This window comes from Streptomyces avidinii, from assembly GCF_045161815.1.
GTDB classification, from domain to species: Bacteria; Actinomycetota; Actinomycetes; order Streptomycetales; family Streptomycetaceae; genus Streptomyces; species Streptomyces avidinii.
The window spans coordinates 3,438,470-3,458,376 of sequence record NZ_CP108863.1; the positions used below are offsets into that span (position 1 = coordinate 3,438,470).

The 19,907-nt window shown below is 68.5% G+C and carries 16 protein-coding genes; 2 read left to right on the top strand and 14 right to left on the bottom strand.

Annotated elements, in window-relative coordinates:
- Window positions 1–15: 15 nt before the first annotated feature.
- The 14 genes from OG373_RS14920 to OG373_RS14985 all read right to left on the bottom strand — a co-directional run bounded on the left by OG373_RS14920 (window position 16) and on the right by OG373_RS14985 (window position 18,369).
- A complete protein-coding gene (locus OG373_RS14920) occupies window positions 16–210 on the bottom strand; it encodes a hypothetical protein (protein ID WP_030012369.1) in 195 nt (64 codons plus the stop codon).
- 351 nt (window positions 211–561) lie between these two features.
- Window positions 562–1,647 carry an ABC transporter ATP-binding protein gene (locus tag OG373_RS14925; RefSeq protein WP_405438757.1) on the bottom strand — a complete coding sequence of 362 codons (1,086 nt, stop codon included), beginning with the start codon at window positions 1,645–1,647 and terminating at the stop codon, window positions 562–564.
- Window positions 1,640–2,623 carry an ABC transporter ATP-binding protein gene (locus tag OG373_RS14930; RefSeq protein ID WP_405438759.1) on the bottom strand — a complete coding sequence of 328 codons (984 nt, stop codon included), beginning with the start codon at window positions 2,621–2,623 and terminating at the stop codon, window positions 1,640–1,642. Before OG373_RS14930 ends, OG373_RS14925 begins: the two co-directional genes overlap by 8 nt.
- Window positions 2,624–2,635: 12 nt before the next feature.
- The gene (locus OG373_RS14935) at window positions 2,636–3,649 is read right to left on the bottom strand and encodes an ABC transporter permease (protein ID WP_405438761.1); all 1,014 of its coding nucleotides are present in this window, start codon (window positions 3,647–3,649) and stop codon (window positions 2,636–2,638) included.
- A complete protein-coding gene (locus OG373_RS14940; protein ID WP_397729241.1) occupies window positions 3,642–4,565 on the bottom strand; it encodes an ABC transporter permease in 924 nt (307 codons plus the stop codon). The genes OG373_RS14935 and OG373_RS14940 overlap by 8 nt, the downstream gene beginning before the upstream one ends.
- A 31-nt stretch (window positions 4,566–4,596) precedes the next feature.
- Window positions 4,597–6,228 (bottom strand): ABC transporter substrate-binding protein, encoded by a 1,632-nt coding sequence (locus OG373_RS14945; protein WP_405438763.1) that lies wholly within the window; start codon window positions 6,226–6,228, stop codon window positions 4,597–4,599.
- Window positions 6,229–6,335: 107 nt separating this feature from the next.
- On the bottom strand, window positions 6,336–7,262 hold the full coding sequence (locus OG373_RS14950) for a GNAT family N-acetyltransferase (protein WP_405438764.1): 927 nt from the start codon (window positions 7,260–7,262) through the stop codon (window positions 6,336–6,338).
- 197 nt (window positions 7,263–7,459) lie between these two features.
- Complete coding sequence (locus OG373_RS14955) at window positions 7,460–8,512, bottom strand: ABC transporter ATP-binding protein (protein ID WP_405438766.1); 1,053 nt, start codon at window positions 8,510–8,512, stop codon at window positions 7,460–7,462.
- Window positions 8,505–9,596: an ABC transporter ATP-binding protein gene (locus OG373_RS14960; protein WP_405438768.1), complete on the bottom strand. Its 1,092-nt coding sequence runs from the start codon at window positions 9,594–9,596 to the stop codon at window positions 8,505–8,507. Before OG373_RS14960 ends, OG373_RS14955 begins: the two co-directional genes overlap by 8 nt.
- A 9-nt stretch (window positions 9,597–9,605) precedes the next feature.
- Window positions 9,606–10,529: an ABC transporter permease gene (locus OG373_RS14965; protein WP_397729247.1), complete on the bottom strand. Its 924-nt coding sequence runs from the start codon at window positions 10,527–10,529 to the stop codon at window positions 9,606–9,608.
- Window positions 10,530–10,552: 23 nt separating this feature from the next.
- Complete coding sequence (locus OG373_RS14970) at window positions 10,553–11,446, bottom strand: ABC transporter permease (protein ID WP_397729248.1); 894 nt, start codon at window positions 11,444–11,446, stop codon at window positions 10,553–10,555.
- A gap of 230 nt (window positions 11,447–11,676) precedes the next feature.
- A complete protein-coding gene (locus tag OG373_RS14975; RefSeq protein WP_397729249.1) occupies window positions 11,677–13,332 on the bottom strand; it encodes an ABC transporter substrate-binding protein in 1,656 nt (551 codons plus the stop codon).
- 471 nt (window positions 13,333–13,803) lie between these two features.
- Window positions 13,804–15,708: a translational GTPase TypA gene (gene typA / locus OG373_RS14980; RefSeq protein WP_405438770.1), complete on the bottom strand. Its 1,905-nt coding sequence runs from the start codon at window positions 15,706–15,708 to the stop codon at window positions 13,804–13,806.
- Between the two features lie 345 nt (window positions 15,709–16,053).
- Window positions 16,054–18,369 carry an ABC transporter family substrate-binding protein gene (locus OG373_RS14985; protein WP_405438771.1) on the bottom strand — a complete coding sequence of 772 codons (2,316 nt, stop codon included), beginning with the start codon at window positions 18,367–18,369 and terminating at the stop codon, window positions 16,054–16,056.
- Between the two features lie 347 nt (window positions 18,370–18,716).
- Between OG373_RS14985 and OG373_RS14990 the strand changes: the two genes are divergently transcribed.
- Both OG373_RS14990 and OG373_RS14995 read left to right on the top strand, forming a co-directional pair.
- On the top strand, window positions 18,717–18,941 hold the full coding sequence (locus tag OG373_RS14990; RefSeq protein ID WP_398670099.1) for a hypothetical protein: 225 nt from the start codon (window positions 18,717–18,719) through the stop codon (window positions 18,939–18,941).
- Window positions 18,942–19,082: 141 nt separating this feature from the next.
- Window positions 19,083–19,907, top strand: a complete 825-nt coding sequence (locus tag OG373_RS14995) for a hypothetical protein (protein WP_405438773.1) — start codon at window positions 19,083–19,085, stop codon at window positions 19,905–19,907.

Genomic DNA, 19,907 nt, shown 5'->3' on the forward strand with positions numbered 1-19,907 from the left:
CCTACGAGGCGAGGCCTAGAACTTGAGGCCACTGATCATGCTCGCCACGTTCGAGGTGAGCTGGCTGAGGGTCGGGGCGATGGTGGAACTCGCCAGGTAGAAGCCGAGCAGTACGCAGACCACCGCATGTCCCGCCTTCAGGCCCGCCCTTCGGACCAGCAGGAAGACGATGATCGCCAGCAGCACCACGGCGGAGATCGAGAGTGCCACGGCGTTTCACCTCCACGTCGAGCGGACATCGGTACGCGTATTCGTGCTCGGCAGGAGTCATACCCACCGTGCGCTACGGATCATAACTATCCGTGCCAGCGCATCGATCGAAATCCGGCAGCACGAGGGGCGCATGCCGCGCATGAGTGGGGTCACGGGGAGGCCGGCCGGCGAGGCTGTACGCCTCCCCGGCCGGCTGTCGGCACCCGCACGGCCGCACGGCATTCAGGTTGCACGCCCCAGATCTCGGGGCAGAAACGGTCAAGTTGCCCCCGCGTTAACCGAGTTGTGGGCACGGCGGGCGCTCCCCCGCCGGACGCACAGCGGTGGCCGGAAATGATCCCCCGGAGGCTATTCCTTCGTCAGCGGATCCGCGGGCGGCGAGGTGGGCAGGGGTGGCGGCGCGGGCGGCGGCTCCGACGGCGGGACCACCTGCTTCTCCGCCGCGAAGTGGCAGGCGGACGGGTGCGCCGCCGGGCCCGAGGGGAAGACCTGCGGGACCGCGAGCAGCGGGACCTCCGCCGTGCAGCGGGGCTCGGCCTTCCAGCAGCGGGTGCGGAAGGGGCAGCCCGACGGCGGATTGGCCGGGGAGGGCACGTCGCCGGTGAGGATGATCCGTTCCCGGTGGGCGCGGGCCTCCGGGTCCGGAACCGGGACGGCCGAGAGCAGCGCCTGGGTGTACGGGTGGGTCGGGTGGTCGTAGATCTGGCTGTCGGTGCCGATCTCGACGATCCGGCCCAGGTACATGACGCCGACGCGGTCGGAGATGTGACGGACGATCGAGAGGTCGTGCGCGATGAAGACGTAGGACAGGTCGAATTCGCTCTGGAGCCGGTCCAGCAGATTGATGACCTGCGCCTGGACGGAGACGTCGAGCGCCGAGACGGGCTCGTCGGCGACGATGATCTCGGGCTGCAGGGCGAGGCCCCGGGCGATGCCGATGCGCTGGCGCTGACCGCCGGAGAACTGGTGCGGGTACCGGTTGATGTACTCCGGATTGAGGCCGACGACGTCCAGCAGCTCCTGGACGCGTCGCCGGCGCGAGCCCTTGGGAGCCACCTCGGGGTGGATCTCGTAGGGCTCCCCGATGATGTCGCCGACCGTCATACGCGGGTTCAGCGACGTGTACGGGTCCTGGAAGACCATCTGGATGTTGCGGCGCACGGCCTTCAGCGCGCGACCCGACAGCTTGGTGATGTCCTCGCCCTTGTAGGAGATCGCACCGGCCGTGGGCCGCTCCAGGTTGACGAGCATCTTGGCCACGGTCGACTTGCCGCACCCGGACTCGCCGACGATGCCCAGCGTCTCGCCGGCGCGCAGGTCGAAGGAGACCCCGTCGACGGCCTTGACGGCGCCGACCTGCTTGCGGAAGACGATGCCCCGGGTCAGCGGGTAGTGCTTGACCAGGTCCTTCACTTCCAGAAGGGACTCAGCCATGGAGGCACTCCTTCCAGAAGTGGCAGGCGCTGGTCCGCTCCACCGGGGACTCGGTCACCCGGTACAGCGGCGGGACGTCGGTGCGGCAGACCGCCTGGGCCATCGGACAGCGCGGATTGAAGGCGCAGCCGGGCGGGATGACCAGCAGGTTCGGCGGCAGGCCCTTGATGGCGTACAGCTCCTGGCCCTTCTGGTCCAGGCGCGGGATCGAGTCGAGCAGGCCGCGCGTGTACGGGTGCGCGGGCGCCTTGTAGATCTCGTGGACGGGGGCCGCCTCGACGATCCGGCCCGCGTACATGACCGCGATCTTGTCCGCCACGTCCGCGACCACGCCCAGGTCGTGGGTGATCAGGATGAGGCCCATGTTGAGTTCGCGCTGGAGCTCGGCCAGCAGGTCCATCACCTGGGCCTGCACGGTGACGTCCAGGGCGGTCGTCGGCTCGTCCGCGATGATCAGCGAGGGTTCCAGGGCCAGCGCCATCGCGATCATGATGCGCTGGCGCATACCGCCCGAGAACTGGTGCGGGTAGTCCCCCACCCGCTCCTTGGCCGCCGGGATCTTCACCCGGTCCATCAGCTCGACGGCCTTGCCCCTGGCCTCCTTGCGGGACATCCCGCGGTGGACCTCGTACATCTCCCCGAGCTGCGCGCCCACGCTCAGCACCGGGTTGAGGGAGGACAGCGCGTCCTGGAAGATCATCGCCATCTCGGCGCCGCGGATCCTGCGCCGCTCCTCCTCCTTCATCTTCAGGAGGTCCTTGCCCTTGAACAGGATCTCGCCGCCCGCGATCCGGCCCGGCGGCATGTCGAGGATGCCCATCACGGCCTGGGCGGTCACCGACTTGCCGGAGCCGGACTCGCCGAGCACCGCGAGCGTCTCGCCCTCGGCCACCGAGTAGTTGACGCCGTTGACGGCCCTGGCGACTCCGTCGCGCGTCTTGAATTCCACGTGCAGATCGCGGACTTCGAGCAGCATGTGCGGGGCTCCTCAGCGCAGCTTGGGATCGAGGGCGTCGCGCACCGCGTCGCCGAGCATGATGAACGCGAGCACGGTCAGGCTCAGCGCGCCCGCCGGCCAGAGCAGCATGTGGGGGGCGTTGCGGATCTGCGGGGCCGCGTTGGAGATGTCGATGCCCCAGGAGACGGTGGGCGGGCGCAGGCCGACGCCGAGGAAGGACAGGGTGGCCTCCAGGGCGATGTACGTGCCCAGCGCGATGGTGGCGACGACGATGACCGGGGCGATGGCGTTGGGCGCCACGTGCCGGAGCATCATGCGGCTGTTTCCGGCGCCGAGGGCCCGGGCGGCCTGGACGTAGTCGTTCTGTTTGGCGGTGATGACGGAGCCGCGGCCGATGCGGGCGATCTGCGGCCAGCCGAGGAGCACGATGAAGCCGACCACCGGCCAGACGGTGGTGCTGGTGACCACGGACAGGAAGACCAGGCCGCCGAGGACGACGGGGATGCCGAAGAAGATGTCCGCGACCCGGGAGAGCAGCGCGTCGCCCCAGCCGCCGAAGAACCCGGCGAGACCGCCGAGCAGCGAGCCGAGGAAGGCGGCGCCGAGGGTGGCGCACACGCCGACGGTGATGGAGGCGCGGGCCCCGTAGACGGTACGGGTGTACACGTCGCAGCCCTGGGTGTCGTAGCCGAAGGGGTGGCCCGGCGAGGAGCCCTGCTGCGATTTGGACAGGTCGCACTGGAGCGGGTCGCCGCTCGCGATGAGCTGCGGCCAGATGGAGATGATCACGAGGAAGAGGATCATCAGCGAGGAGATGACGAAGACGGGGTTGCGGCGCAGCTGGTGCCAGGCGTCGGACCACAGGGAGCGGGGCTTGTGCTGCGGCCCGGGGCCCGGCCCGGTGGAGTCGTCGCCGAGGGTCTTCTCCAGACTCTCGGCCTCGTCCAGCGCCAGATCCATGGGGCCGCCCTGGCCGGTGGGGGCGATGGCCTCCCCCTCTCCTGGTTGCAGCGGATCGTAGGCGGGCTCGTTGTGCTCAGGCATAACGGATCCTCGGGTCCAGGACCGCGTAGAGCAGGTCGACGAGCAGGTTCGCCAGCAGGAAGACGATGACGAGGATGGTCACGAAGCCGACGACGGTGGGCGAGTTGTTGCGCAGGATGCCCTGGTAGAGCTGGTAGCCGACGCCGTGGATGTTGAAGATCCGCTCGGTGACGATGGCGCCGCCCATCAGGGCGCCGATGTCGGTGCCGATGAAGGTGACGACGGGGATGAGCGAGTTGCGCAGCAGGTGGCGGGTGACGACCCGGCGGCGCGGCAGCCCCTTGGCGACGGCGGTGCGCACGTAGTCCGCCTTGACGTTCTCGGCGATGGACGTGCGGGAGAGCCGGGTGACGTAGGCGAGGGAGACCAGCGCGAGCACGATGCCGGGCAGGATCAGCTCGCCGAAAGGGGCGTCCGGGGAGACGGTGGGCCGGACCCAGCCCCATTTGACGCCGAAGAGGTACTGGAGCAGATAGCCCGTCACGAAGGTCGGCACGGAGATGACGACGAGGGTGAGCACCAGCACGCTGGTGTCGACGGACCTGCCGCGGCGCAGGCCGCTGATCACGCCGAGGGTGATGCCGATGACGATCTCGAAGAAGATCGCGACCATGGTCAGGCGCAGGGTGACGGGGAAGGCGCTGGCCATCAGCTCGGTGACCGGCTGGCCGTTGAAGGCGGTGCCGAAGTCGCCCTGGAAGATCTGCCCCATGTAGTGGAGGTACTGCTTCCACAGCGGCTGGTCGAGGTACAGGTCCTTGCGGATGCGGGCGGCGGTGGCGGGGTCGGGCGCCTTGTCGCCGAAGAGGGCGGCGACCGGGTCACCCAGCGCGTACACCATGAAGAAGATCAGGAACGTGCTGCCGATGAACACCGGGATCATCTGGAGCAGCCGCCGGATCACATAACGTCCCATGGACTGCTCCAGGATCGATCCGAAACGTGGGTCAGCCGACCTTGATCTGGTCGTAGACGGGGACGCTGAACTGATTGAGCGCCACGTCCGAGAGCCGCTCGGCGTAGCCCGCGCTGCCGTTCTGGTACCAGAGCGGGATGGCCGGCATCTGCGCGGCGAGGATCTTCTCGGAGTCCTGGAACTTGGCGACGGCCTTGGCCTGGTCGCTCTCCTGGTTGGCCTCGTCGACGAGCTTGTCGAAGTCCGCGTTGCTGAACTTCCCGTAGTTGGAGGAGGCCCCGGTGTAGTAGAGGGGCTGGAGGAAGTTCTGGATCAGCGGGTAGTCGGCCTGCCAGCCGGAGCGGAAGGGGCCGGTCAGCTTGAAGCTGCTCTGCTGGTTGCGGAAGTCCGCGAAGGTGCCGATCGGGTTGACCGTGCAGACCGGACCCTCGCCCAGCGCGTTGTTGATGCTGTTGCAGACGGCGTCCATCCAGTCGCGGTGCGAGCCGGTGTCCACGTTGGAGGTCAGCGTGACCTTGCCGCCCGGCAGCCCGCCGGCGTCCGTGATGAGCTTCTTGGCCGCCACCGGGTCGTAGACGCAGGCGTCGCCGCAGACCGTGGAGGAGAAGCCGCCCGCCTCGCCGAGGGCCGGGGAGGTCCAGTCCTTGGCCGGGGTGCGGGTCTCACGGAAGATCTGCTTGGTGATCTCGTCGCGGTTGATGGCCATCGAGATCCCGCGGCGGACGTTCTCCATGCCCTCCTTGCTCCACTGCGGGTCGTACAGGGGGAAGGTGAGGGTCTGGATGATGAGGGCGGGCTGGTTGATGTACCGGTCGCCGAGGTCGTTCTTGACGTTCTTCAGCTGCTGCGCCGGGATGTCGTCGACGAGGTCGAGGTTTCCGGAGATCAGGTCGGTGTAGGCGGTGTTGTTGTCGGTGTAGACCTTCAGGTCCACACCGCCGTTCTGCGCCTTGTCCGGACCGGGGTAGGTGTCCCACTTGCGCAGCTTCATGCCGGTGCCCTTGGTGTACGAGTCCACCGTGTACGGGCCGTTGCCGATCGGCTTGTTCAACCAGCCGGCGTGGTCCGTGAAGAAGGCCTTGGGCAGCGGGGAGAAGGCCTGGTAGCCGAGGGTCTCGGGCCAGGTGGAGAACTTGTTCTTCAGGGCGACGGTGAAGGTCTTCGCGTCCTTGACGACCAGGCCGGACATCGTCTTGGCCTTGGGCTCACCCGAGGCGGGGTGGACGTCCGCGTAGCCGACGATGTCGGAGAAGAACGGCGAGTTGTTCTGCTTGTTGCGCACGTCCGCGCCGTAGTTCCAGGCGTCCACGAAGGACTGCGCGGTGACCGGCTCGTCGTTGCTGAACTTCCAGCCGTCCTTGAGGGTGATGGTGAAGTTCTGACTGTCCGTCGTATCGATCTTCTCGGCGACCATGTCGAGGGCCTCGCCGGTCTTCGGGTCGTAGCGCTTGAGACCCCTGAAAAGCATGTCGAGGACCTTGCCGCCCTGCACCTCGTTGGTGTTGGCCGGCTCCAGCGGGTTCTGCGGGTCACCCCACGAAGAGCTGACGATGCCCGCCTCGCCACCGCCCCCGCCGCTGTCGCTTCCGCCGCCGCAGGCCGTCGCCGCGAGGGCGACGGCCACCGCACATGCGGCCCACTTGGCGTGGGTGGCTCCGCGCATGGAGTGCCTCCTATGGATCCCAAAACTCGCTTAGGGGCCAATGTCACCCTATGTGGGATCCCGTGCACTCATGGTTGGACCGATTGCACCCGCGCGTCACGCCCCTGTCACCCCTGGGGGTGCAAAGCCAGCTCCCAGGAGTCGACCGCGTAGTGCAGGCCCATGCCGTGCGCCTCGTACAGCGCGAGCGCGCCGGTCGCGTTGTGCGTGTCCACACCGAGGCCCACGGTGTCCCGGCCGCGCCCCGCGTACACGGCGAAGCCGTGCCGCAGCAGGAAACCGCCGATGCCGCGGCCGCGCGCCTCCTCGGCCACGCCGATGTGGCTGATCCAGGCCATGCTCGTGCGGTCGTCCCGGGTCAGCAGCACGGCCGCGTCGCCGTGGCCGGGCAGGCTCGCGATCCACACCAGCGACCAGTCGAGCTTGCGGCCGTCCATGTGGTCGAGCCAGTTCTCGTACGGGCGGTCCACATGGCCGAAGTGCGCGGCGAAGGTCCGCTCGACCAGGGCGTGGGCCCGGCGGCGGTCGGCCTCGTCGTCGCCGCAGTGGCGCAGGGCGAGCCCGGTCGGAAGGATCGGCGCCGGGTCGGCGTCCGGAGCCAGCGAGCGGGTCATGACCTGGTAGCGGCGGATGGTGCGGTAGCCGCGCCCGGTGAGGAGGGACAGGTCGAGGGTGGGCTTCACGTTCAGCTGGAGCCTCAGGACCCCCTGACCGGCGGTCAGTTCCCGGGCCCGGGCCTCCATGCGCTCCAGCAGCAGGACGGCGGCCTCGGGGTGGCCGGGCAGTACGTAGTGGTCCCCGTCGACGCGGCCCGGGCCGGAGTCCGCCCAGACGAGGGCGTAGGCCACGAGCCGGCCGTCCTGGAGGGCGAGCCAGGAATCGGTGGCCAGGTCCACGTCGGGGGCGTTGAGATCTGACTCGACGGCGGCGAGATCGGTCTCCGGGCGGCCGATCTCGAGCATGTCGACGGCATTGAGCAGGGCGCAGATGTCGGACGCGTCCCCGGGCCCGGCGGGCCGTACGGTGAGGGTCATGCCGTCACTCTCCGTCCCCGGCTCCCGGGGCCGCAACCGGTTTGCGCGGCGCCGGGCAGGAACCGCCCCCAGGGGTGAGCGCCCGGATGCCGCCGTCCGCGGGCCCCGCAGGGCGCGCCCCCGGCCCACGGCGGAAAGCGGCCGGCCCCCGGCGCCGTGAGGCGCCGGGGGCCGGCCGTCGGGAAGGAACGCGTCGGTCAGACGGCCAGGATGGCCTTCTCCTCCGCGAAGTGACACGCCGACTCGTGCGCGGCCAGGGTCTGCAGACCCTTGAAGCGCTCGGGAATCGCCAGCAGCGGCTCCTCGACGGAGCACTTCTCCTCGGCCTTCCAGCAGCGGGTGCGGAAGCGGCAGCCCGACGGCGGGTTGGCCGGCGACGGGACGTCACCGGTGAGGATGATCCGCTCACGGCCCTCGCGCGCGGCCGGGTCCGGGACCGGGACGGCGGAGAGCAGCGCCTGCGTGTACGGGTGGGTCGGGTGCTCGTAGATCTCGGCGTCGGTGCCGATCTCCGCCATCTTGCCCAGGTACATGACGCCCACGCGGTCCGAGATGTGCCGGACGATCGAGAGGTCGTGCGCGATGAAGAGGTAGGAGAGGTTGAACTCGTCCTGCAGCTTCTCCATCAGGTTGATGACCTGGGCCTGCACCGACACGTCGAGCGCGGAGACCGGCTCGTCGCAGATGATGATCTCGGGCTGCAGGGCCAGGCCGCGGGCGATGCCGATGCGCTGGCGCTGACCGCCGGAGAACTGGTGCGGGTACCGGTTGATGTACTCCGGGTTCAGACCGACGACGTCCAGGAGCTCCTGGACCTTCTGCCGGCGCGAGCCCTTGGGAGCCACCTCGGGGTGGATCTCGTAGGGCTCCCCGATGATGTCGCCGACCGTCATACGCGGGTTCAGCGACGTGTACGGGTCCTGGAAGACCATCTGGATGTTGCGGCGCACGGCCTTCAGCGCGCGGCCGGACAGCTTGCTGATGTCCTGGCCCTTGTAGAAGACCTCGCCCGCGGTGGCCCGCTCCAGGTTCATCAGGAGCTTGGCGACCGTGGACTTGCCACAGCCGGACTCGCCGACGATACCCAGCGTCTCGCCCTGGTAGAGGTCGAAGGAGATCCCGTCGACCGCCTTGACCGCGCCGACCTGCTTCTTGAACAGGACTCCCTGGGTCAGCGGGAAGTGCTTGACCAGGTTACGGACCTGGAGGATCGGCTCGCGCTCGGTGGCGTTCTTGGTGAGCTCAGCCATGGATCTGCTCCTTCCAGAAGTGGCACGCGCTGCCGCGGCCGGGCAGTTCGGTGCCGTCCTGCTCGGTGACCGGGTGCAGCGCCGGGATCTCGGTGCGGCAGATGTCCTGCGCCTTGGGGCAGCGGGGGCTGAAGGCGCAGCCCGCGGGGATGCGGAGCAGGTTGGGCGGCAGACCCTTGATCGCGTAGAGCTCCTGGCCCTTCTGGTCCAGGCGCGGGATCGAGTCGAGCAGGCCACGGGTGTACGGGTGGGACGGACGCTTGTAGATCTCGTGGACCGGAGCGGTCTCGACGATCCGGCCCGCGTACATGACCGCGATCTTGTCCGCGACGTCGGCGACGACGCCGAGGTCGTGGGTGATCAGGATCAGGCCCATGTTCATCTCGCGCTGGAGCTCCGCGAGCAGGTCCATGACCTGGGCCTGGACCGTCACGTCGAGAGCCGTGGTCGGCTCGTCGGCGATGATCAGGTCCGGCTCCAGGGCCAGCGCCATGGCGATCATGATGCGCTGGCGCATACCGCCGGAGAACTGGTGCGGGTAGTCACCCACGCGCGCCTTGGCGGCGGGGATCTTCACGCGGTCCATGAGCTCGATGGCCTTGCGCTTCGCGTCCTTCTTGGACGCGCCCCGGTGGACCCGGAACATCTCGCCGAGCTGGTCGCCCACCGAGTAGACCGGGTTCAGGGAGGACAGCGCGTCCTGGAAGATCATCGCCATCTTGTTGCCACGGAGCTTGCGGCGCTCCTCGTCGGACATCTTGAGGATGTCCTTGCCGTGGAAGCGCACCTCGCCGCCGGAGACCCGTCCGGGCGGGCTGTCGAGGATGCCCATGATCGCCTGTGCGGTCACGGACTTGCCGGAGCCGGACTCGCCGAGCACGGCGAGGGTCTCGCCGGCGCTGACGCTGTAGCTCACGCCGTTGACTGCCTTGGCGACCCCGTCACGGGTCTTGAACTCGACCTGGAGGTTGTCCACCTCCAGCAGCGGCACGGCGGATCCGCCGCCCGTCTCCGCAACGCTGAGAATCTCCGACGTGGTCACGCCGCCACCTTCGTCCTGCTTGCTGATGTTGTCTCGGGGCATCGGGCGGCCCTACCGGAGCTTCGGGTCGAGCGCGTCACGCAGGCCGTCGCCGACGAAGGCGAAGCCGAGCACGGTGACGACGACGAACAGGCTCGGGAACACCCACAGGTAGTCATTGACGCCGATGAAGCCCTGGCCGGCAGCCAGCATGTTGCCCCACTCCGGCACGTCGACGGGGACGCCGGCGCCGAGGAAGGAGAGCGCTGCCACACCGACGATGGTGGTGCCGACGTTGAAGGTCGCGTAGACCAGCACCGCGGTCATCGAGTTGGGGAGGATGTGCGTGCGCACGATCCGCCAGCCGCTCGCGCCGAGTGCCTTGGCCGCGTGGACGTAGTCCATTTCGCGCACCGACAGGATCGAGCTGCGCAGCAGCCTGGACACGGTGGCCCACGAGAAGATCGCGAGCGAGATGATCACCGGGGTGATGCCGCGGCCGGTGACCAGGATGATGACGACGGCACCGATCATCAGCGGGAACGCGAGGAACACGTCCGCGATGCGCATGACCAGGGTGTCGGCGAAGCCGGCGAAGTAGCCGGCGATGGCGCCGAGGGCGACACCGATCAGCACCGCGAAGAAGATCGAGGCGAGGCCGACGAACATGGCCACGCGGGTGCCGGCTATGAGGCGCGAGAACATGTCGCGGCCCAGGGCGTCGGTACCCATCCAGTGGGTGCCGTTGGGCGACGCGAGGGTGTTCTCGAGGTCCTGCGCGGTGGGGTCGTACGGGGCGAGCATCTCGCCGAACGCGGCCGTCAGGAACAGCAGCGTGATGATCACGAGGCCGACGACGGCCAGCTTGTTCTGGACGAACCGGTGGCGGATCTCGCCCCACTGGCTCAGTTGCTTGGGTCGGGGTTCGGCCGGGGCCGAAGCGGACGACACGGGGTTCTCGTCCCCGATCGCCGGGCTCGTTGCGAGCTCAGACATGAGGAAATCCTCCTTGGGGGCGGTCAGCTGAGGCGGATACGCGGGTCGAGGGCCGCGTACAGCAGGTCCACGATGAGACTGAGGACGACGAAGATGGCGACGCTGTACGTCACTACGCCGATCACGATCGGGTTGTTCTGCTGCTGAATCGCCTGAACCAGTGCCAGACCGACACCGTCCCAGTTGAAGATCGCCTCAGTGATGAGCGCACCACCGAGGAGGGCGCCGAAGGAGATGCCCAGGTAGGTGACCACGGGAATGGACGAGTTGCGCAGCACGTGCTTGAACAGCACGCGGCGACGCGGCAGTCCCTTGGCCACGGCCGTCTTCACGTAGTCCGCGCGCAGCACCTCGAGCATCGTGCCGCGGGTGAGGCGGGCGACGAAGGCGATGTCGGTGACGGCGAGGGTGATCGCGGGAAGAACCATGCCTTCGAGCTTGTCGCCGCCGAGTTGTGGGAACCACTGGAGTTCCACGGCGAAGTACTTCATGAGCAGCATGCCGATCACGAACGTCGGGAATCCGACGGCCATGGTCGTAAAGAATGTCGTGGCCATGTCCAAGATGCTGTATCTGTACAGGGCGGCGATGATGCCGACTCCCATACCGAACACCGTGACGAGAGCGATGGCCAGCAGGGCCAGCTTCGCGGTGTTCTGCAGCTTGGGGGCGAGGATCTCGGACACCTCGCGGCGCTGGACGAAGTCCTCGCCGAGGTCTCCGGTCGCAACCTTGGCCACGTAGTTCACATACTGCTCGGGCAGCGACTTGTCGAGCCCGTAACGCGCCTTGAGCTCCGCGACCACTGCTGGGTCACGGGCCTTGTCACTGCCCGCAATCGAACCCACGGGATCGCCGGGGAGAACGAACAGACACGCGAACAGAACCATGGTCGCGCCGATGAGGACTATGACCATCTGCCCGAGGCGACGGGCGACGTACCTTCCCATGTTTTGCCTCTCTACCTGGCCGCTTCTGGGAGCAGCGGCCTCCGGCCCAAGGAACGGGCCGGCTCTCGGCCTGCGGGGGTTGCCCGCGGATGTGAGGGGTGCCGAAGTAAAAACGGCCTGCCGAGCGGGGCCGCGGCCCACCGGTCACCCGGGGGCCGCGGCACTTTCGCTCCTGACGGATATACCGTCCGAACCGATTACTTCTTGATCGAGATCTTCTCGAGGATCGGGTCCTCGTTGAAGTTGATGTCGTCCAGACCGTTGAACTTGTCGGTCGCCATCAGGCGGAACTGGGAACGGTTGAAGGTCGGGATGAGCGCCATGTCGTCCATGGCCATCTTCTCGGCCTGCTTGTACATCGTGATGCGAGCGGCCTCGTCCTTGGTGGCGCGAGCCGTGTCGATCAGCTTGTCGAACTCCGGGTTGTTGTAACGGACGCGGTTGTCACCGGTCACGTTGCCCTCGGCGTCCTTCGACATCGAGGAGGAGTGCAGCAGCGGGAACAGGAAGTTCTCCGGGGTCGGGTAGTCCGCGCCCCACGCGAAGCGGTAGACACCGGTGGCGGCGGAACCCTGCTGCTCCTTGAGCATGCCCGGGAAGTCCTTGCCGTCCAGCTTGACCTTGACCCCGAGGACCTCCTCGAGCTGCTTCGCGATGGCCTGGACCCACTCTTCGTGGCCCGCACCGGTGTTGAAGCTGAACTTGATCTCGGTACCCGGCTTCAGGCCGCCCTTCTCGGCGTGCTCCTTGGCCTTGGCGACGTCCTGCTTGACGCAGGAGACGCAGAGGTCCTTCTGGTACGCCTTCGGGAACGCCGGCGGCACGATGGTCGTCGACGGGGTCTGGTAGCCCTGGAAGACACCCTTGGCGATGGCCTGACGGTCGATCGCGTAGGAGATCGCCAGACGGGCGTCCTTGTTGTTGGTCGGACCGTTGTCACCGATCGGCAGAACGAAGTTCATGCCGTTGGTGTCCTTGGCGAACCACTTGTTCTGCGGCTTGTACTTCGCCTCGGCCGTCTTCAGCATCGGCGTCGGGATGTGCGCGTAGTCGAACGTGCCGGCCTGGAAGCCGTCGTACTCGAGCTGCTGCGCGGTCTTGTCGTTGAGCAGCGTGACCTGGACCTTCTCGAGGGAGGCCTTCTGCAGCGAGTAGTCGTCGTTGCGGACGAGGTTGATCGCCTTGTTGTGCTCCCACGAACCGTCCATCTTGAACGGACCGTTACCGACGGGGGCCTCGCCGAACGCCTTGTCCTCTTCGCCGACCTTGGCGACCTTCGGAACCGGGCTGTAGGCGTTGTGCGCCGTCTTCAGGACGAACTCGCAGTCCGCCTTCGACAGGTCGACCTTGATGGTGGTCGGGTCCGGCGTGGTGACACCGGAGAAGGTCTTGGCGGAGCCGTCCTGCAGCTCGGCGTAACCCTTGATGCCGGCGAAGTGGTACGCCACGTCGGACGCGGCGGCCTTGTGCGCGGCACGGGCCCAACCACGGGCGAACGCCTCGGCGTCGACGGCCTCGCCGTTGGAGAACTTGGTGTCGGGCTTGACCTTGAAGGTCCAGGAGGTGCAACCCTCGTCCGACGTGGCCGACTCGGCGAGCGCGGGCTCGGCCAGGCCGTCCGGCGTGTTCGAGTACAGGCCGGTGAACAGGGCGTTGGCCAGCAGGATGCCGGTGGACTCGTGGGCACGCCCCGGGTCGATGGTGTCCGGCTCCGTGCTGCCCATCCGGAACACGCCACCGTTGGCAGCGCTGCCCTTGTCCTTGCTGTCACCGTCACCGCCGCCACAGGCGGTAGCGGCCAGGGCGACGACAACCGCGCCCACGACCCACTTGGCGCTCTTGGCACCGCGCATGGGTTTCCTCCTCATGAGTCCACTGATCGACTTGAGGGGCAAAAAAACCTCGCCGACACCCCTGACGGCGAGCATTTTCCTGCCCATAGTGTGCTCGTGAGTCGGCGCGATCCCCACATCGCGTGACCCATTGACCCGAGCTCAATGGAGCCATCCTCAGGGACTGCCAGGCCGTAAACCACACTTAAGTGGTCTCGTTTTCACAACATCGATCCGCGTCAGAAACCCGAAATCCGGACAAACGGATAGGAGACAGACACGTGCGAAACGGACGGTTAGCTCATCTTCCGGAGTGTCACGGTCGGTATGCGGACACCTGAACGCAAAAATCCGCTTGACACAAGCGAACAGCCCCTCCTCTCACGGGCTCCGTGAGGGGAGGGGCTGCTGCGTTATCAAGGCACTGCGGCCGCCTGCGGCCACCACGGCCGCCGCCCGAGCAAACCCGGGCGAACGACCGTACGGCTCTTACTACTTGCCGGACTTGGCGCGCGACGCGGTGCGCGAGCGGTCCTTCTGGTCCAGCACGACCTTGCGGATGCGGACGGCCTCCGGGGTCACCTCGACGCACTCGTCGTCGCGGCAGAACTCCAGGGACTGCTCCAGGGAGAGCTTGCGGGGCGGAATCACGTTCTCCGTGTTGTCCGCGGAAGCCGCACGCATGTTGGTGAGCTTCTTCTCCTTGGTGATGTTCACGTCCATGTCGTCGGAGCGCGAGTTCTCGCCGACGATCATGCCCTCGTACACCTCGGTGCCGGGGTCGGTGAACAGGACGCCGCGCTCCTGCAGGTTGATCATCGCGAACGGCGTGACCGAGCCGGCGCGGTCGGCGACCAGGGAGCCGTTGTTACGGGTCACCAGCGGGCCGAACCACGGCTCGTGGCCCTCGTGGATCGAGTGGGCGATGCCGGTGCCGCGCGTACCGGTCAGGAACTCGGTACGGAAGCCGATGAGACCGCGCGACGGGACGACGAACTCCATGCGGACCCAGCCGGAGCCGTGGTTCGACATGTTGTCCATGCGGCCCTTGCGGACGCCCATGAGCTGCGTGACCGCACCCATGTGCTCCTCGGGGACGTCGATCGTCATGCGCTCGACCGGCTCGTGCACCTTGCCGTCGACCTCCTGCGTGACCACCTGCGGCTTGCCGATGGTCAGCTCGAAGCCCTCGCGGCGCATCTGCTCGACCAGGATGGCGAGCGCGAGCTCACCACGGCCCTGGACCTCCCAGGCGTCCGGGCGCTCGGTGTCGAGGACGCGGAGCGAGACGTTACCGACCAGCTCGCGGTCCAGACGGTCCTTGACCTGGCGGGCGGTGACCTTGCGGTCCTTGACCGCGGACTTGGCGTCCGCGCCCTTGCCGCTGCCGCCGCGGCCGACCATCGGGGAGGTGTTCGTACCGATGGTCATGGAGATCGCCGGCTCGTCGACCGAGATCAGCGGAAGCGCGATCGGGTTCTCCGGGTCGGCCAGGGTCTCGCCGATCATGATCTCGGGGAAACCGGCGACCGCGCAGATGTCACCCGGGCCCGCCACCTCGGCCGGCTTGCGGGTGAGCGCCTCGGTCATCATCAGCTCGGTGATGCGGACGTTGGAGATGGAGCCGTCACGCTTGATCCACGCGACGGTCTGGCCCTTGCGCAGCTCGCCCTGCTCGACGCGAACGAGCGCGATGCGGCCGAGGAAGTTGTCGGCGTCCAGGTTGGTGACGTGCGCCTGGAGGGGGGCCTCCTCGTCGTACACCGGGGCCGGGACGTGCTCCAGGATGGTGGAGAAGAACGGCTCCAGGTTGGTGCTGTCCGCCGGGACGGTGCCGTCCTCGGGCTTGGTCAGCGAGGCCACGCCGTCACGGCCGCAGGCGTAGACGATCGGGAACTCGATCTGGTCCTCGTCCGCGTCCAGGTCGAGGAAGAGGTCGTACGTCTCGTTGACGACCTCGTCGATCCGCGAGTCCGGGCGGTCGGTCTTGTTGATGCAGAGGATGACCGGCATCTTCGCCTGCAGGGCCTTGCGCAGGACGAAGCGGGTCTGGGGCAGCGGACCCTCGGAGGCGTCCACCAGCAGAACGACGGCGTCCACCATCGACAGACCGCGCTCGACCTCACCACCGAAGTCGGCGTGGCCGGGCGTGTCGATGATGTTGATCGTGATCGGGGCCCCGCCGTCCTTGGGGTGATACTTCACCGCCGTGTTCTTGGCGAGGATCGTGATGCCCTTCTCACGCTCCAGGTCGTTCGAGTCCATCATGCGGTCGTCGAGGTGCTGGTGGGCGGCGAAGGCACCGGCCTGCTTGAGCATGGCATCGACGATGGTCGTCTTGCCATGGTCGACGTGGGCGACGATGGCGACGTTACGGATGTCGTGGCGCGTGGGCACTTCGGCGCTTCTCCCGGGATCGTGGATGGCGTCGCGTACGGTCCGGCACGCGCGCCTCGGCCGGGCGAAAACCTGCCACGGCCTTACCCCATGGTACGTCGCGTGGCGGGAACCGCCTGCCGGGGGGCTGTCAAGAGGCCGGACGAATGAGCGCGGCCGAGTTCTGCGTGGGGTGCCTCGGCGGCTGTTCTACCGGTATTCATGCGGGTCAACGGGCGTGGTCAGTGGTACGCACGACCTTGCCCGCCGGGGGATCCGGCGGGCAAGGGACTTGAGTCACATCTGAGCTTGTGCGCCGGCGGTCAACCTGACAGGCACCGCTTTGTCACCACTTCTTCTCCCGCGCTACTTCTTCTTGTCCTTCGCGGTGGGCGGCTTCTTCCAGCCGATGTCCTGGTAGCGGGGGGCACCGAGGCCGAAGGCGCCCGCGTTGACCAGACCGGGCTTGACCGCCACCAGCTCGGGGCGCTGGTAGAGGGGGATGGAGCCGGCGGCGGCCCAGATCCGCGCGTCCGCCTTGCGCATCAGCTCACGGGACTGCTCCTCGTCCAGCTCGCCGACCGCCTGGTCGAAGAGCTGGTCGATGTGGTCGGTGCCGACCCGTGTGTAGTTCTGTTCGACGAGCAGGGAGCCGTCCGCGGCTGGCTCCGGCTTGGCGAAGATGGGCCGGGCATCGGTGGCCGGGTAGGCCGTCGCGGGCCACGAGTACAGGGCCAGGTCGTACTGGCCCGAGGCGACGTGGTCCTTGAAGAAGCTGTCGTCGGACACCTTGACCATCTCGGTGTTCACGCCGATCTTGCGGAGCGTGGTGGCGATCCGCTCGCCGACCGTGCGCAGCGACTCCGAACCGGGACCCGCCGGGAGGACGAAGCGCAGGGTGAGCGCCTTGCCGTCCTTGGCGAGCATGTTGCCGGAGGTGCGGACGGGCTGCTTGGCCGGGGCCGGAGCCGGGGAGGCCTTGTCCGGGTCGGCCGCGTCGTCACGGGCCGGGGCGCCCTTGCCGTCGTCGACCACCTCGGGCCGCGCGGCAGCGGCCCGGACGGCCTGGGCGAGCAGGGACACCCGCTGCTGGGCCCCGAAAGGACCCGGGGCGAGCACGGGGGACGGCCCGTCCTGGCCGCCCGCCGGGGCGGCGCCGGCCCCCGGGCGGGCCCCGGCCGCCGACCGCGGATCGCCATTGGTCCCGTCGTCCTGTCCCACGATGTAGAGCCCGTCGTTCCCGGTGCCCGGGCCGGACGGGGTCTTCGAATCGTCCTGCGCGCTCTCCGGGCCCGCGGCCTTGGCACCCGCCGGCTCGGTGATCTTGCCGCCCTTGCGCCAGCCCGCGTCCGCGAGCAGTGCCTGGGCCGCCTGGGTGTCCTGGCCGCCGAGCGCGTCGCTGTTGTCGGCGTACGCCCGCTGCCCGGCCAGGGCCAGGTGGCTGCCGACCGGCTTCGCGGGCAGGCCGAGCGGCTTCAGTACCGCCTCGGCCAGCGCCCGGCGGTCCAGGGCCCGGGCCACCGCCCGGCGCACCCGCTCGTCCGCCAGCGGGCCGGTGGAGCCGTTCATCGCGAGCTGCGTGTAGGCCGGCTCCAGGGACTTGCGCACGGTGAAGGCCCGCAGGGCCTTCTGCTCGTCGGCGTACCGCTCGACCGAGGCGAGGCGCTTCTGGCGGCTCTCCGTCTCCGCCAATGCCTTGTCCTCGTCCGCCCCGAAGGCGACGGCCCAGGACAGCGTGGCCTGTGCCGGGGTCAGCGTGGCCCCCGGGCCGTGGGCGGGGGCGCCGCCCGCGCCCGGGCCGTTCTTGGCGGCGGCGTCGCGGTGGGCGAGGGCGATCCGGTCGGCCCCGGCCCGGTCGATCTCCGCCAGGTCGAGCTTCCCGGCGGCCAGTGCCGCCGGGCGCTCGGCCCGCGGGACCGCCGTCAGGACCAGCGTGTCCAGCTTCGCCGGGCGGCCCCACCAGCGTGCGTTGCGGGTCAGGGCGGCGGTGCCGGTCTTCTTGTCGATCGCGCCGAGGGCGAAGGGACCGGCGGTGATCTTCAGCGTGCCGCGGGCGCCCTCGTTGAAGGCGTCGGGGGTGCCGGTGACCTGCTTGGGGTAGAGCGGGGTGAAGAGCGAGCGCCAGTCGGCGTACGGCTTGTTGAAGGTGACCCTGACCTCCAGGTCGGTCTTGCCCTTCTCGATCTTCTCGATCCGGTCGTAGCCGGCGTTGCGCGCCGTCCAGTACGCCGAGTCCTTCCCGTTCAGGGCCCGCCACTGCGCCACGAAGTCGGCGGCGCCGATCTCCCGGCCGTCGCTCCACACCGCCTGCTGGTTGAGCTTGTACAGGACAACCTGCTTCGGCTCCCGCTCGATGACCTCGGCCTTTTCCAGGTAATCGGGATTGGCCACCGGTCGCCCCTTGGCGTCCAGTACGAACAGCTGCGGCAGCACGGCGCCCGCGATCCTGTTGGTGGTGGCATCCGCGTCGGCCTGGAAGGTGTTGAGGGTGTCGGGGAGCGTGTCCACCGCCCAGCGCAGCACACCCCCGTCCGCGACCTTGTCACGGGTGGTCGTGGCGATGTCCTGCCCTGCGGCGGCCGGACCGCCCTCGTCATCACCCGCGCCGCAGCCCGTGAGCAGCGGCAGTGCGAGGACTCCCGAGGTCAGGAGCGCCAAGGACCTGCGCCTTCTCTGGGACATGGGTGGTACCTCCGGGGCGGGGCGTGGGGGAAGCATGATCACGTTCGGCGGTATATGGAGCTGATCACACCGGTTGCCGGAACCCACTGAAATAGACGGTCCGCCGCACCCCTCGCACCCGACTCTCGCCACGCCGCGAACCCCACCCGTGCGGACCAATCCCGCTTGCGCGGCAGGAGGCGTTCCCCCGGGAGAGGGATGAGAATGGGGGGCAGGGAGGGGCGCACGATTCACGCCTGCGCGCCCGCAATCGCTGCACGTCCCTTCACAACGGGGGACAGGAAGCGCGACACTCGCAGGCGCACATGAGCGTTGCCACCGCACCCTGGCGGAAGTGAGGGCAGATCATGTCCCTGCAAGACGATCTGAGTGCCGTCCGGCGCAACCTGGACGAGCTGACACGCAAGGTCGAGCGGCTGGAGCAGCAGGCCGCGCGGCAGAAGCCGTCGACGACGGCGGCCGGTCCGGAGCCGTCCCGGATGGTGACGGTCCCGGACACTCCGTACGACAGCTCCCTGTGGACGGACTCCGACGACGAGGGCCTGGGCGCCCGCGACCGCCGCGCCCCCTAGGCCGTCCCTTCCGGATCCTGCCGGGCCCGCGACGCCCGGCACCGTCCGTCCCGGACGCGTATCCACCCACGCCCCGACCGGCCCGGCCGTCCTCGGCCGGGCCGACCGGGGCACCCCTCATCACTCCTCCCGGAGTCTTCTTTGGCCACAGGCACGGAACGACCCCAGCAGCGGCCCGGCGGCGTCCACGACGCCTCACGGGCCGCGATCGCGGCCCGGCACCTGCGGACCGACCGGTGGTGGCTGGCCCCGGCCGGCACCGCGGCCGGGCTGCTCGCCTTCATCGTCTACTCGACCTGGCGGGCCTTCGCGAACGCCGACTACTACGCCGCCCCGTACGTCTCCCCCTTCTACTCCCCGTGTCTGGCGGAGAACTGCGTCCCGATGAAGGGCGGACCCAACTGGGAGATCTTCGGCAGCTGGTGGGGCCTCTCCCCCGCCCTGCTGATCCTGATCTTCCCGCTCGGCTTCCGGCTGACCTGCTACTACTACCGCAAGGCCTACTACCGGGGCTTCTGGGCCTCACCGCCCGCCTGCGCCGTCGCCGAACCGCACACGAGGTACACCGGCGAGACCCGTTTCCCGCTGATCCTCCAGAACGCGCACCGGTACTTCTTCTACGCGGCGATCCCGGTCGCGGGCATCCTCACCTACGACACCGTGCTGACCTTCCGCGACGAGCACTACGCCTGGGGCCACATGGGCCTCGGCACGGTGCTGTTCCTGGTCAACATCACGCTGATCTGGGCCTACACCCTGTCCTGCCATTCCTGCCGCCACGTCATGGGCGGCCGCCTCAAGCACTTCTCCGAACACCCGGTGCGCTACCGGCTCTGGGGCTGGATCGGCCGGCTCAACACCCGCCACATGCAGCTGGCCTGGGCCTCCCTGATCAGCGTGGCGCTGTGCGACTTCTACGTGTACCTGCTGGCGAGCGGCGCCTTCACCGACCCGAGGATCTTTTGA